Genomic DNA, 13,996 nt, shown 5'->3' with positions numbered 1-13,996 from the left:
AGGGACTGACTCATGCAAAAAACGCTATCAGCGCTTAAAGACAAAATTAACAACGCCTTAATTGTCGATCGTGAAAATCATATTTACCGCTGCCACCGGTCGATATTTACCGACCCGCAGCTGTTTGAATTTGAAATGAAGCATATCTTCGAAGGTAACTGGGTATTTCTCGCCCATGAAAGCCAAATTGCCGAACCGGGTGATTATTATACCCTGACGCTGGGGCGTCAGCCGGTGATTATTACCCGCGATAAAAAGCATGAGCTGCATGCGTTAATTAACAGCTGCGCTCATCGCGGCGCCATGTTATGTCGAAGGAAAACCGGGAATAAAAACTCTTTTACCTGTCCGTTTCACGGCTGGACCTTCAGCAATAACGGCAAATTATTAAAAGCCAAAGATGAAAGCACCGGCGCTTATCCTGACACCTTCAAACAGGAAGGATCTCACGACCTGCAAAAGCTGCCGCGTTTTCAGTCCTATCGCGGTTTTTTATTCGGTAGCCTCAATGCCGACGTGCAGCCGCTGGAAGCCTATCTCGGGGAAACTTGTAAAATCATCGATCTGATCGTCGACCAGGCGCCGGAGGGGCTGGAAGTGCTCAAGGGTTCGTCGAGCTACATTTACGAAGGCAACTGGAAGCTGGGCGCGGAGAACGGCGCTGATGGCTACCATGTCAGCGTGGTGCACTGGAACTACGCCTCCACCATGTCGCGACGCAACTATGAAGCGCAAGGCACCCATGCGGTGGACGCCAACGGCTGGTCAAAAAGCCTCGGCGGCGGCTACGGATTTGATAACGGCCATATGCTGCTGTGGACCCGGGCGCTGAATCCGGAGGTGCGCCCGGTGTATGCCCATCGCGAGCGTCTGCAGGCGGAATTCGGCGAACGGCGCGCCGACCAGATGGTCAACGAAACCCGCAACCTGTGCCTGTACCCCAACGTCTATCTGATGGATCAATTCTCCACCCAGATCCGCGTCATTCGTCCGCTGGCGGTGGACAAAACCGAAGTCACTATCTGGTGCTTTGCCCCGAAGGGGGAATCCGACCAGGCGCGGGCGTTACGCATCCGCCAGTACGAAGATTTCTTTAACGTCAGCGGAATGGGGACGCCGGACGATCTGGAAGAGTTCAGCGCCTGCCAGCGCGGCTATCTTGGCGAAAATCTGGCGTGGAGCGATCTCAGCCGCGGCGCGCTACGTTGGGTCGACGGCCCGGATGAACACGCCAGGCACGCGGGTTTTACGCCGCGGCTAAGCGGGGTGAAATCGGAAGATGAGGCGCTGTATATCGCCCATCATCACCACTGGCAAACGGTCATGCTGGCGGCGCTGGAGCAGGAACAGCAGCGCTATGACCAGTCGATCACCCAGCGCGTGGAGGTGGCCTGATGCTGAACCTCGAACAGGTACGCCAGTTTCTCTATTACGAAGCCCGTCTGCTGGATGACCGTCAGTGGGATGAATGGCTCAGCTGCTACAGCCCGCAGGTGATCTACTGGATGCCGGCATGGGGCGACGACGATCAGCTGACGCGCGACCCGCAAAAAGAGATTTCGCTTATCTACTATCCCAACCGGGAAGGGCTGGAGGATCGCGTCTACCGCATTAAAACCGAGCGCTCCGGGGCCAGCACGCCGGAGCCGCGGACCACCCATATCATCAGCAACGTCGAACTGCTGGGGGAGAGCGACGAGGGGCTGGAGGTGCGCTACAGCTGGGTGACCTGGAGCCACCGCTATCAGCACACCGATGCCTTTTTCGGCGCCACCTGCTGCACGCTGACCGAGCAGGACGGCCGGCCGCAGATCGTGCGCAAAACCGTGCGCCTGAATAACGACTATATCCGTCAGGTGATTGACGTTTACCACATTTAAGAGGCGCCTATGACCTTCACTATTGCTCTTAATTTTGAGGACGGTATCACCCGCTTTATTCAATGCCATGCCGGAGAGAAAGTCCTGGATGCTGCCTATCGGCAGAAGGTGAATCTGCCGATGGACTGCTCGGACGGCGTGTGCGGCACCTGCAAATGCCACTGCGCCAGCGGGGAATACGATCTCGGCGAGGAGTATCTCGACGAGGCGTTAAGCGATGAGGAAGCGCAGGCCCGCCAGGTGCTGACCTGCCAGATGGTGCCCACCAGCGACTGCGTTGTCGATGTGCCGGTGGCCGCCGCGCAGTGTAAAACCGCCATGACGAACACCGGGGCGCAGGTGCGACAGGTGAATTGTCTGTCCGATACCGCCATCGAGCTGGTGGTCGCCCTCGATGAGCCGCTGGACTTCCTGGCGGGGCAGTACGTCAACATTCAGGTGCCAGGCACGCCGCACGTTCGCGCCTATTCCTTCAGCTCACGGCCAGGCTCGGCAGAAGGGCGTTTCCTGATTCGTAACGTGCCCGGCGGCATGATGAGCCAGTGGTTAACCCTGCAGGCGCGGCCCGGGGATCGTCTTACTCTCAGCGGCCCGATGGGAAGCTTCTATCTGCGCCACGGCGAACGTCCGCTGCTGATGCTGGCCGGCGGTACCGGGCTGGCGCCGCTGCTCTCCATGCTCGAGACCTTGCAGGCGCAGAACGCCGCGCGCCCGGTGACCCTGATGTATGGCGTCACGCGCGACGCGGACTTGGTGAAGACCGAGGCGCTGGAGGCATTCCGTCAGCAGTTAAACCACTTTCGCTGGCTGCCGGTAGTGGCGGAGGAAAACAGTCCTTGCCCGCAGCGCGGCTTCGTCACCGATCATCTTGACGACGCCATGCTGAATAATGGCGTGGTCGATATCTACCTTTGCGGCCCGCCGCCGATGGTCAACGCGGTCGCCACGGCGCTGCGTGAGCGAGGGATCACCCCGGCGGGCTTCTGGTACGAGAAATTTATCGCCAGCCAGAGCGCGGCGGCATAAGGAGGCAGTATGCGTTTTAGCGATAAAGTGGTCGCCATCACCGGCGCGGCCCAGGGCATTGGCCGACAAACCGCGGAGCAGGCGGCTGCGGAAGGCGCGGCTCTGCTGCTCATCGATCGTTCGCCCTGGGTGCATGAGCTGGCGGCGACGCTGGCTCAGTCCGGCAGTCAGGTGCTGGCGCTGGAGGCGGACCTGGAACAGTGGCCGAGCGCCGAGCAGGCGTTTGCCGACGGGGTGGCGCATTTTGGCCGCATCGATGTGTTAATCAATAACGTCGGGGGGACCATCTGGGCGCGGCCGTTTGCCGAATACCAACCGGATCAGATTGAGAAAGAGATCCGCCGCTCGCTGTTTCCCACCCTGTGGGGCTGCCGCGCGGCGCTGCCGTGGATGCTGAAGCAGGGCAAAGGCTGCATCGTCAATATCTCGTCGGTGGCGACGGCGGGGGTCAACCGGGTGCCTTATTCGGCGGCGAAGGGAGGTGTGAATGCGCTGACCCGGTCGATTGCCATGGAGTACAGCGGCAGCGGTATCCGCATCAATGCCGTCGCGCCGGGCGGGACGGAGGCGCCGCCGCGCCTGACGCCGCGTAACGACGAGCAGCCCAGTGAGCAGGAGAAGGCGTGGTATCAGCAGGTGGTCGATCAGACGGTGGCCAGCAGTCTGATGCACCGCTACGGCACGCTGGCGGAACAGGCAAACGCGATCCTGTTTCTCGCCAGCGATGAGGCCAGCTATATCACCGGCGTCACCCTCCCTGTGGCGGGCGGCGATCTCGGCTAACGGCGGGTCGCGTACCAGCAGAGCAGGGAGCCGAGACACACCATCCCGGCCCCCTGCCAGAACGACCACGAGAGCGCGGCGCTAAGCAGGATCGCCGCCAGCGCGGAGGAGAGCACCGGCGTGAAGTAGGAGGCCGCCGCCAGCAGGCTGACGTTGCCGTGGAGGATCCCCACGTTCCACGCGGCGTAGGCCAGACCGAGCGCCACCGCTACCGTCAGCAGCTTGATGCTGACCGGCCAGCTGAAGACCATCGGCGGCTGCGGCGTGGCGAGAAACTTCAGCCACAGCGTCAGCGCGGTTAACAGGACGAACAGGGTAATGGCATTTTTGCCGCCGGCATATTTGGCCGTTACCGTGCAGTAGGCCGCCCAGATAAAGGCGCCGACAAAGGCCAGCAGATAGCTGAGCGGACTGGAGATGACGTTGCTGATAATCTCCTCCAGCTGCAGGCCGTGCTCACCCCCCAACACCCAGCCGACGCCAAGCAGGGCGAGAAGCAAACCGGGGATCACCAGCCAGCTGCTTTTCTGACCATTGAACAGGATGGCGAACAGGATGGTCAGGCTGGGCCACAGGTAATTGACCATCCCCACCTCAATGGCCTGTTGACGGCTGGCGGCATAGCCCAGGGACAGCGCGAGGCAGATTTCATAGCTGACAAACAACACGCTGCCGGCCAGCAGATAGCGGCGCGGGATCTGGCGCAGGTTAGGGAAACCGACGGTAAAAATCAGCAGCAGGCCGCTGAGGCTGTAAATCATCGCCGCGCCGCCGACCGGGCCCAGTCCTTCGCTGACGCCGCGAATCAATCCGACCATCGTGCTCCATAAAATAATGGCGGCGAAGCCGATAGTCGTGGCTCTCTTTTTCTCCATGCTTATCCTGAGGGTTACGCGAATGCAGCCGGCATATATATCATCTTTTGACCGCCGCGGGGCGAAATTTTCCGCCATGGGTAACCCCTGGGGATTAGTGAAAACGGCCGCGGCTGGCGATTAAGGGGGAGTGGGTTTTGCTCCTTGATTTGACGCAAATTTTCCCGGGATTTTACTGTTAGTTTCCTCCGCGCGATGAATCAACATCCTGCATGGAGGAATGCAATGGACGTCAGCCGCAGAAAGTTCTTTAAGATCTGCGCAGGCGGTATGGCCGGAACCACAGCTGCCGCCCTGGGCTTTGCCCCCAAAATGGCGCTGGCTCAGGCACGCAACTACAAATTGCTGCGTGCGAAAGAGATCCGCAACACCTGCACTTACTGCTCCGTTGGCTGCGGGCTATTAATGTATAGCCTCGGCGACGGCGCGAAAAACGCCAAAGAAGCGATTTACCATATCGAAGGAGATCCGGACCATCCGGTGAGCCGCGGCGCGTTATGCCCGAAAGGCGCCGGCCTGCTGGACTATGTCCACAGTGATAACCGCCTGCGCTACCCGGAGTACCGCGCCCCGGGATCCGATAAATGGCAGCGACTCTCCTGGGATGAAGCCTTCAGCCGCATTGCCCGGCTGATGAAAGCCGACCGCGACGCCAACTTTATGGAAAAGAACGAGCAGGGCGCGACGGTTAACCGCTGGCTTTCCACCGGTATGCTGTGCGCCTCGGCGGCGAGTAATGAGACCGGCATGCTGACGCAAAAATTTGTGCGATCGCTCGGCATGCTGGCGGTAGACAACCAGGCGCGCGTCTGACACGGACCAACGGTAGCAAGTCTTGCTCCAACATTTGGTCGCGGTGCGATGACTAACCACTGGGTGGATATCAAAAACGCGAACGTCGTGGTGGTGATGGGCGGTAACGCCGCGGAAGCCCACCCGGTGGGATTCCGCTGGGCGATGGAGGCGAAGAACAACAACGACGCCACGCTTATCGTCGTCGACCCGCGCTTTACGCGCACTGCGTCGGTGGCCGATATCTATGCGCCGATTCGCTCCGGTACCGACATTACCTTCCTGTCGGGGGTGCTGCTGTACCTGATCGAACATAACAAAATCAATGCCGAGTACGTGAAGCACTACACCAACGCCAGCCTGCTGGTGCGGGATGATTTTGCCTTCGAAGAGGGGCTGTTCAGCGGCTATGATGCGGACAAACGCCAGTATGATAAATCGTCCTGGAACTACCAGTTCGATGAAAACGGCTACGCCAAACGCGATGAGACGCTAAGCCATCCGCGCTGCGTGTGGAATCTGCTGAAGCAGCACGTTTCCCGTTACACGCCAGAGGTGGTCGAAAACATCTGCGGTACGCCGAAAGCGGACTTCCTCAAGGTGTGCGATGTGCTGGCCTCAACCAGCGCCGCTGATCGCACCACCACCTTCCTGTATGCCCTGGGCTGGACGCAGCACACCGTCGGCGCGCAGAACATTCGCACCATGGCGATGATCCAATTGCTGCTCGGCAATATGGGCATGGCCGGCGGTGGCGTGAATGCCCTGCGCGGTCACTCTAATATTCAGGGGCTGACCGACCTTGGCCTGCTGTCTACCAGCCTGCCAGGCTACCTGACCCTGCCTTCTGAAAAGCAGCCGGATCTGCAGACGTACCTGGCGGCCAACACGCCAAAAGCGACCCTGCCGGACCAGGTGAACTACTGGAGCAACTACCCGAAATTCTTTGTCAGCCTGATGAAATCCTTCTACGGCGAGGCGGCGCAAAAAGAGAACGACTGGGGCTTTGAGTGGTTACCGAAGTGGGACCAGGCTTACGACGTTATCAAATACTTCAACATGATGGATAACGGCAAAGTCACTGGCTATATCTGCCAGGGCTTTAACCCGGTCGCGTCCTTCCCGGACAAAAACAAAGTGGTTCGCAGCCTGAGCAAGCTGAAGTATATGGTGGTTATCGATCCGCTGGTCACCGAAACTTCCACTTTCTGGCAGAACCACGGCGAGTCTAATGACGTCGACCCGTCGACGATCCAGACGGAAGTCTTCCGCCTGCCATCGACCTGCTTTGCTGAAGAGGACGGTTCGATCGCCAACTCCGGCCGCTGGCTGCAGTGGCACTGGAAAGGTCAGGATGCCCCAGGTGAAGCACGTAACGACGGCGAGATCCTGGCCGGGATTTACCATCGCCTGCGCGAACTGTACCGCACCGAAGGCGGTAAAGGCGCAGAGCCGCTGCTGAAGATGAGCTGGCGCTATAAGCAGCCGGATCGCCCCGAGTCTGAAGAGGTCGCGAAAGAGAACAACGGCGTGGCGCTGGCGGATCTTTATGACGCCAACGGCACTCTGGTGGCGAAAAAAGGCCAGCTGCTGAACAGCTTCGCGCTGCTTCGCGACGACGGGACGACGGCGTCTTCCTGTTGGATCTATGCCGGCAGCTGGACGGAGCAGGGCAACCAGATGGCGAATCGCGATAATGCCGACCCTTCGGGTCTGGGTAATACGCTGGGCTGGGCCTGGGCATGGCCGCTTAATCGCCGGGTGCTCTATAACCGCGCGTCAGCCGACATCAACGGCAAGCCGTGGGATGCGAAGCGGATGTTGATCCAGTGGAACGGCAGCAAGTGGGTCGGGAATGATATTCCGGACTTCAATACCGCGCCGCCGGGGAGCAACACCGGGCCATTTATCATGCAGCAGGAGGGGCTGGGTCGCCTGTTCGCGCTGGATAAGCTGGCGGAAGGGCCGTTCCCGGAACACTACGAGCCGATGGAAACCCCGCTTGGCACTAACCCGCTGCACCCGAAGGTGATCTCCAGCCCGGTGGTGCGTTTGTATGAAGAGGACGCCATCCGCTTAGGTAAGAGGGATAAGTTCCCGTATGTCGGGACCACCTATCGTCTGACCGAGCATTTCCATACCTGGACCAAGCATGCGCTGCTCAATTCCATCGCGCAGCCGGAACAGTTTGTCGAAATCAGCGAAGGGCTGGCAAAAGCGAAAGGGATTGCCAACGGCGACCGGGTGAAAGTCAGCAGCCAGCGCGGCTTTATTCGCGCGGTAGCGGTGGTGACGCGCCGCCTGCAAACGCTCAACGTCAACGGCCAGCAGGTGGAGACCGTTGGGATCCCGCTGCACTGGGGTTTTGAAGGCGTGGCTCGCAAAGGCTATATCGCTAACACCCTGACGCCGAACGTTGGCGATTCCAACTCACAAACGCCGGAGTATAAGGCGTTTCTGGTCAACATCGAGAAAGCGTAAGGAGCGATTCAATGGCGATGGAAACACAAGACATTATTAAACGCTCCGCGACCAACCCGATCACCCCCGCGCCGCGCGCGCGGGACCATAAGGCGGAAGTCGCCAAGCTTATCGATGTCTCCTCCTGCGTGGGCTGTAAAGCCTGCCAGGTGGCCTGCTCCGAGTGGAATGACATCCGCGATGACGTGGGGCACTGCGTCGGGGTGTACGATAACCCGGCGGATCTTAGCGCCAAATCCTGGACGGTAATGCGCTTTAGCGAGACCGAACAGAACGGCAAGCTGGAGTGGCTTATCCGCAAGGATGGTTGTATGCACTGCGCAGAGCCGGGTTGTCTGAAGGCCTGCCCATCCGCCGGGGCGATTATTCAGTACGCCAATGGCATCGTCGATTTCCAGCAGGAAAACTGCATCGGCTGCGGCTACTGCATTGCTGGCTGTCCCTTTAACGTACCGCGTCTCAATAAAGAGGATAACCGGGTCTATAAATGCACCTTGTGCGTGGACCGGGTCAGCGTCGGTCAGGAACCGGCGTGCGTGAAAACCTGTCCTACCGGCGCGATCCACTTCGGTACGAAGAAAGAGATGCTGGAGGTGGCCGAGGAGCGGGTGGCTAAGCTGAAAAAACGCGGTTATGCCAGGGCCGGGATTTACAACCCGCAGGGCGTCGGCGGCACCCATGTGATGTACGTATTGCATCATGCCGACCAGCCCGAGCTGTATCACAAGCTGCCGAAGGAACCGCAGATCGATACCAGTATCAATCTGTGGAAGGGGGCGCTGAAGCCGCTGTCGGCGGCGGGCTTTATCGCCACCTTTGCCGGGCTTATCTATCACTACATCGGTATCGGGCCGAACAAGGAAGTTGACGACGACGAGGAGGAGCATGATGAGTAAATCGAAGATGATAGTGCGCACGACCTTTATCGATCGCGCCTGTCACTGGACGGTGGTAATCGCTTTCTTCCTCGTGGCGCTGTCGGGAATATCGTTTTTCTTCCCGACGCTGCAGTGGCTGACGGAAACCTTCGGTACCCCGCAGATGGGGCGTATTCTGCACCCCTTCTTTGGCGTGCTGATTTTTATCGCCCTGATGTTTATGTTCGTGCGTTTTGTCCACCACAACATCCCGGATAAACAGGATATTCCGTGGCTGAAAGGCATCGTCGAGGTGCTGAAAGGCAACGAGCATAAGGTGGCGCGGGTCGGTAAATATAACGCCGGGCAGAAGATGATGTTCTGGACCATCATGAGCATGATTTTCGTGCTGCTGGTGACCGGGGTGATTATCTGGCGGCCCTGGTTTGCCCAATATTTCCCGATTCCGGTTATTCGTTACAGCCTGCTGATACACGCCACTTCGGCGATTATCCTTATCCACGCGATCCTTATCCATATGTATATGGCGTTCTGGGTGAAGGGGTCGATTAAGGGGATGATTGAAGGCAAGGTGAGCCGCCGCTGGGCGAAGAAACACCACCCGCGCTGGTATCGCGATGTCGAACGCCTGGAAGCGATCAAAGAGAGTCGTGAAGGGATGAAGTAAGCCGTCTGGCCAGGAGACCCGCTCCAGTTTTGCTGGAGCGGGTTTATGTGTTAGTGATTAATGCGTCCATCGCTGATATCACGGTAGTTCTTTCTTTAGCCAAATTGCAGATAAAATATTTTTTATCCAGCCTTTGCTTTGCCACGCTGGTGATTGCCGGCGTGTTGATGAATAGTTTCTCAAACTCCATATTAATAACCGGGGCGGCAGCATGATAATGGCCAGTCAAATGAGAATGATAGCTCAGCGGCACAATTAAACGTGTACCAAGGTCATTAAAATAATCATGTTGGATTACCATTAAATAAGGTTGAAACGCATTGGTTCTCGGTGATGGGTTACGAAAGATATCAAATTGCGCCGCCATTAAATCCCTCCGAAAAAAGGATCCTCTGACAACAACCCTGCACGGGCAGTGAACTCATTCAGTGCCTTAATGAATTCCTGGTCTTTTCGGCGTTTGTCCGCATCGACGATGGTCAGTGCCTGGTTGCGCGGGTTAACCGTTGTTGCACGATCGCGAGTCTGTGACTTGTTAACGGCATTCTGTTTCATTATCTGCTCCTTGTTGTTGGCGAGCTGATTATCACGCGGTGTGCGATGAAAAGAAATACCTGGTTCGGGTTTGGTTTTTATTTTGCGAGGCAGCTTCCAGAGGAAAGTAATCGCCTGAAATATTAATGGTTATAGTAATAAACCCGGCGCTGGTATTAACCAGCGCGGCGGGAAATAATCAGAACTTCTCCGGAATAAAGCGGAAGGGGAAATTGGTCTGTTTCATTTTACCAATTTTGCGCTTCGGCAGCGTGACATGCTCCACTGGCAAAGCTTCGTAGGGGATCTGCGACAGCAGGTGGGTGATGATATTCAGACGCACCCGCTTTTTATCCTCGGAGCGGGCGACGAACCACGGCGCCCAGGCGGTGTCGGTAGCGGCGAACATGGCGTCGCGGGCGGCGGTATATTCATCCCAGCGATTGAAAGACTTGATGTCCATCGGCGAAAGCTTCCAGATCTTGCGCCCGTCGTCGATGCGATCCCGCAGGCGCCGCTCCTGCTCCTGCGGGGAGACCTCCAGCCAGTACTTGAGCAGGATAATGCCCGACTCGACCATGCCGCGCTCCACCATCGGCGCGCCGTCAAGAAATTTCTGCACCTCCTCCGGGGTACAAAAGCCCATCACGCGTTCGACGCCGGCGCGGTTGTACCAGCTGCGATCGAAAATCACGATTTCCCCAGCTGCCGGGAGATGCTTGATATAGCGCTGAAAATAGAGCTGACTTTTCTCGCGTTCGGTGGGCGAGGGTAAGGCGACGACCCGGAAGATACGCGGGCTGACGCGCTCGGTGATCGCCTTAATGGTGCCGCCTTTGCCGGCGCCGTCCCGGCCTTCAAAGACGATGCACACCTTCAACCCTTTATGCACCACCCAGCGCTGCAGTTTCACCAGCTCCACGTGGAGCTTGCGCAACGCCTTCTCATACGCTTTATTGTCAAGCGGGGCGATCTTCACCGCCGCGTCGACCGGATTACCGCTTTTCTTATTACCCATCGCCATGCTCCGTGTTGCCGAGGTATCCCTTTGAAGTGTAATCCTTCACCGGCGAGGCGGTGGAAAATATTCCGCCCGGGACGGGCTAGCGGGCGCTCCCCGCGGCGATGACTTCCAGTCCCACCCGCTGCCCCCACGACAGCTCCAGGGTGTTACCGTCCGGGTCGGCAAAGAAAGCGAAATAGCCTACCGGATCGCCCAACTGCTCCGGTTCCCGACGCAAAACGCCTTCCCGCCGCGCCTGAGCGACTTTCTCATCGATCTCCGCCTGGGTGGCGCAGGCGACGCCGAGATGGCCGAACGGTCCCAGCGGCGTATCGGCCGGATCGTCACTTTGCACCAGCACCAGGGCGAAAGGCCGGGTGCGGTCGCTGAGCCATGCCACTTTACGCGCCGAGGGGAGGTCGGGTTCGCGCTGGTGAATAACGGTCATCGCCGTATAGCGGGTATAAAAATCGATGCTGCTGGCCAGACAGCGGACGGTAAAGGCGACATGGGTAAAGCCGACATCAACATTTTGCATGGATGATTCTCCCGAGGTGAACGATGTCTCGACTTTACAACCTCAAGTTAACTTGAGATCAATCCGCGATGTCTCCCTGCGTGCCCACCAATTTTTACAGGGGATTATCCACCGCCAGGCGCCTCTGCCGTCGGCAGGAAAGCCAACAGTGGCGCTGGCGAGCGCATGAACGAATCAGGCCGTTGTATGGAGGATACTGCAGTCGGGCGTTTTTAGCTGGTGTGGCGAGGCGGGATGGTCAATAATGCCGGCCGTCTCTCAATACCCCTATAAGATGTATGAAAAAAACGATTTTTTCACTGGCGCTGGGCACTTTCGGACTCGGCATGGCGGAGTTTGGCATTATTGGCGTGCTGCCGGACATGGCGCACGATGTCGGAATATCCATTCCCGCCGCCGGCAATATGATTGCCTGGTATGCCTTCGGCGTGGTGATCGGTGCGCCGATCATGGCGCTGCTCTCCAGTCGGTTTTCGTTGAAATCGGTGATGCTGTTTCTCGCCGCCCTGTGCATTCTCGGCAATACCCTGTTTACCTTCTCCAGTAGCTACGCCATGCTGGCGCTAGGCCGGCTGGTTTCCGGGTTTCCCCACGGGGCGTTCTTTGGCGTCGGCGCGATTATCCTGTCGAAAATCGCGCCGCCAGGGAAGGTGACCGCCGCGGTGGCCGGGATGATTGGCGGCATGACGATCGCTAACCTGGTGGGCGTCCCCGGCGGCACCTGGCTTGGGCATCACTTTAGCTGGCGCTATACCTTCGCGCTCATCGCGGTGTTTAACGTCGCGGTGTTTCTGGCCATCTACTGCTGGGTGCCCACGCTGTATGACCGGGCCAGCACGCGGCTGCGCGAGCAGTTCCGTTTTCTGGCTTCCCCGGCGCCGTGGCTGATTTTTGCCGCCACCATGTTCGGTAACGCCGGGGTGTTCGCGTGGTTCAGCTATATCAAGCCCTTTATGCTCAACGTCTCCGGCTTTGCCGAAAGCCGGATGATGCTGATTATGATGCTGGCGGGGCTGGGTATGGTGGTTGGCAATCTGTTCAGCGGTAAAATTTCCGGGCGCTACAGTCCGCTGCGCATCGCGGCCATGACTGACGGGGCGATCGCCGTGACGCTGCTGCTGATCTTTGCCTTCGGGGAGCATAAAGTCGCTTCGCTGACGCTGGCGTTTTTCTGCTGTGCCGGGCTGTTTGCCCTGTCGGCGCCGCTGCAGATCCTGCTGCTGCAGAACGCCAAAGGCGGTGAGATGCTGGGGGCGGCAGGGGGGCAGATCGCCTTTAACCTCGGGAGCGCCATCGGCGCCTTCTGCGGCGGAATGATGATTGCCCAGGGCTTCGGCTGGAACAGCGTGGCGCTTCCCGCCGCCACGCTGTCGTTTCTGGCGATGAGCGCCTTGCTCATCTACGGTCGCCATCAGCGCCGACAGGCTTGCTAACGACGCTTACTCACGCCAGGGTTCGCCGAGCGTCAGCATCAGCCGGTTGGCCCAGGCGAAAAAGGCCGCTGACTGCAGCAGATCCAGCTGGGCCAGAGTATCCAAGCCCTGCTCATCAAGCGCAGCCAGATGGCTGGCTTTCAGCGCGGGCGGCGTCACCGACAGCGCGGCGGCGACATCGATCTCCGCCTGCCAGCGCGGCGACTGCCCGCCGCGCAGATCTTCTCCCGGCGTCACCGCCAGCAGCGTGTCGACGGCGGTCTCGTCCTTCGCCAGCTGCGCCGCTTTGCGGGCATGCACCGAGGCGCAGTAAATACAGCCATTGATTTTACTGGCCACCGTGGCGGCCAGCTCACGTTCGGCGCGCGGCAATCCCCCTGGGGTATAGAAAATGCCTTTATCAGTCAGCGTCCGATGCTCCAGCACCGGCTGGTTGCGCGCCAGCAGGCGGAAGTAAGGAGAATCGCTATGGCCATATTTGGCCAGGATCGCCTGTTCTTCAGGGCTAAATTCCGCCAGCGGTTTATCCGCCAGCCAGGGTTCCCAATGCAGTTCATCACGGGTGAAACGCACCGGAGCCGCTTTGCCGCTCTGAGTTTGTGGGGTGGTGTGCCAGTACCCGGCCACCACCGGCGTGTCGGCGCTGACGATGGGCTGATGGTTGAGCGCCCGCAGGCCCAGCAGCAGGCGGCTCTGGAAGCCGATAAAGGCCACCAGCTGCGCCAGGGTGACGATGCCCCGCAGGCTCCAGCCTGCTTTTGTCAGAGCGTGCAGCGCGGCGGGGGTCGCTTCGACAGGAGTGAAGGTCAGCAGGCGGGCAAAGGCCAGCGCTGGAACCAGACGGTCCGTGGTCGGGTCGGCAAGGCCGAAGCCGGCATAGTGCGCCGCCAGCGCGTCCGCCTGGTGCAATTTCGCCACCTTCGCGGCCACGGCGAAGCGTTCATCAAGAGGAAAGTCAGTATCCTGCTGGCTGAACAGCACTTCATAACTTCCCTGGGCGTGACGGGTGGCGGCGTCGCGGATTGCGCGCGCCTGATCGAGCGGGGAACCGATGGCGATCTCCGCCAGTTCGGCCAGAATATCCTGACTCAGCGTCATGGTGACTC

At 59.0% G+C, this 13,996-nt stretch carries 14 protein-coding genes; 8 read left to right on the top strand and 6 right to left on the bottom strand.

Features of this window, described 5'->3' with window-relative positions; genetic code table 11:
• The first annotated feature begins 12 nt into the window (after positions 1-12).
• The 4 genes from ABLU50_RS21560 to benD are packed head-to-tail and all read left to right on the top strand — an operon-like array spanning position 13 to position 3,689.
• Positions 13-1,395 carry a Rieske 2Fe-2S domain-containing protein gene (locus ABLU50_RS21560; RefSeq protein ID WP_087833043.1) on the top strand — a complete coding sequence of 461 codons (1,383 nt, stop codon included), beginning with the start codon at positions 13-15 and terminating at the stop codon, positions 1,393-1,395.
• Positions 1,395-1,880, top strand: coding sequence for a benzoate 1,2-dioxygenase small subunit (benB, locus tag ABLU50_RS21555; protein WP_023318372.1), 486 nt, complete (start codon positions 1,395-1,397; stop codon positions 1,878-1,880). The genes ABLU50_RS21560 and benB overlap by 1 nt, the downstream gene beginning before the upstream one ends.
• Before the next feature lie 9 nt (positions 1,881-1,889).
• The gene (gene benC, locus ABLU50_RS21550; protein ID WP_087833044.1) at positions 1,890-2,906 is read left to right on the top strand and encodes a benzoate 1,2-dioxygenase electron transfer component BenC; all 1,017 of its coding nucleotides are present in this window, start codon (positions 1,890-1,892) and stop codon (positions 2,904-2,906) included.
• Positions 2,907-2,915: 9 nt separating this feature from the next.
• Positions 2,916-3,689 carry a benzoate diol dehydrogenase BenD gene (gene benD / locus ABLU50_RS21545; RefSeq protein ID WP_087833045.1) on the top strand — a complete coding sequence of 258 codons (774 nt, stop codon included), beginning with the start codon at positions 2,916-2,918 and terminating at the stop codon, positions 3,687-3,689.
• Here the strand turns inward: benD and yddG are convergent.
• A complete protein-coding gene (gene yddG, locus ABLU50_RS21540) occupies positions 3,686-4,564 on the bottom strand; it encodes an aromatic amino acid DMT transporter YddG (protein WP_004202687.1) in 879 nt (292 codons plus the stop codon). The genes benD and yddG overlap by 4 nt on opposite strands.
• A gap of 225 nt (positions 4,565-4,789) precedes the next feature.
• Between yddG and fdnG the strand changes: the two genes are divergently transcribed.
• From fdnG to fdnI, 3 genes are read left to right on the top strand one after another with little or no spacing between them, the layout of a single operon-like run.
• Positions 4,790-7,837: a formate dehydrogenase-N subunit alpha gene (gene fdnG, locus ABLU50_RS21535; protein WP_106479190.1), complete on the top strand. Its 3,048-nt coding sequence runs from the start codon at positions 4,790-4,792 to the stop codon at positions 7,835-7,837.
• Positions 7,838-7,848: 11 nt separating this feature from the next.
• A complete protein-coding gene (fdxH, locus tag ABLU50_RS21530) occupies positions 7,849-8,733 on the top strand; it encodes a formate dehydrogenase subunit beta (protein ID WP_023318367.1) in 885 nt (294 codons plus the stop codon).
• Complete coding sequence (gene fdnI / locus ABLU50_RS21525; RefSeq protein ID WP_087833047.1) at positions 8,726-9,382, top strand: formate dehydrogenase-N subunit gamma; 657 nt, start codon at positions 8,726-8,728, stop codon at positions 9,380-9,382. The genes fdxH and fdnI overlap by 8 nt, the downstream gene beginning before the upstream one ends.
• A gap of 43 nt (positions 9,383-9,425) precedes the next feature.
• Here fdnI and ABLU50_RS21520 read toward each other — a convergent pair whose 3' ends face one another.
• From ABLU50_RS21520 to ABLU50_RS21505, 4 genes are all read right to left on the bottom strand, one after another.
• Entirely contained in the window at positions 9,426-9,749 is a 324-nt protein-coding gene (locus ABLU50_RS21520; protein ID WP_023318365.1) for a CcdB family protein, read from the bottom strand.
• Positions 9,749-9,937, bottom strand: a complete 189-nt coding sequence (locus tag ABLU50_RS21515) for a hypothetical protein (protein WP_023318364.1) — start codon at positions 9,935-9,937, stop codon at positions 9,749-9,751. Before ABLU50_RS21515 ends, ABLU50_RS21520 begins: the two co-directional genes overlap by 1 nt.
• A 178-nt stretch (positions 9,938-10,115) precedes the next feature.
• The gene (gene ppk2, locus ABLU50_RS21510; protein WP_004202673.1) at positions 10,116-10,934 is read right to left on the bottom strand and encodes a polyphosphate kinase 2; all 819 of its coding nucleotides are present in this window, start codon (positions 10,932-10,934) and stop codon (positions 10,116-10,118) included.
• A gap of 85 nt (positions 10,935-11,019) precedes the next feature.
• Complete coding sequence (locus tag ABLU50_RS21505; RefSeq protein ID WP_004202671.1) at positions 11,020-11,457, bottom strand: VOC family protein; 438 nt, start codon at positions 11,455-11,457, stop codon at positions 11,020-11,022.
• A gap of 278 nt (positions 11,458-11,735) precedes the next feature.
• Between ABLU50_RS21505 and araJ the strand changes: the two genes are divergently transcribed.
• On the top strand, positions 11,736-12,890 hold the full coding sequence (gene araJ / locus ABLU50_RS21500) for an MFS transporter AraJ (RefSeq protein WP_087833048.1): 1,155 nt from the start codon (positions 11,736-11,738) through the stop codon (positions 12,888-12,890).
• 6 nt (positions 12,891-12,896) lie between these two features.
• Here the strand turns inward: araJ and ABLU50_RS21495 are convergent, their stop codons facing one another.
• Entirely contained in the window at positions 12,897-13,988 is a 1,092-nt protein-coding gene (locus ABLU50_RS21495; protein WP_087833049.1) for an alkylhydroperoxidase domain protein, read from the bottom strand.
• Positions 13,989-13,996 lie beyond the last annotated feature (8 nt).

Source organism: Klebsiella sp. GG_Kp173, from assembly GCF_040062415.1.
Classification (GTDB): domain Bacteria; phylum Pseudomonadota; class Gammaproteobacteria; order Enterobacterales; family Enterobacteriaceae; genus Klebsiella; species Klebsiella quasipneumoniae.
Note: the sequence above shows the minus strand (reverse complement) of the source record. Positions and strands in the feature narration are given on the sequence as shown.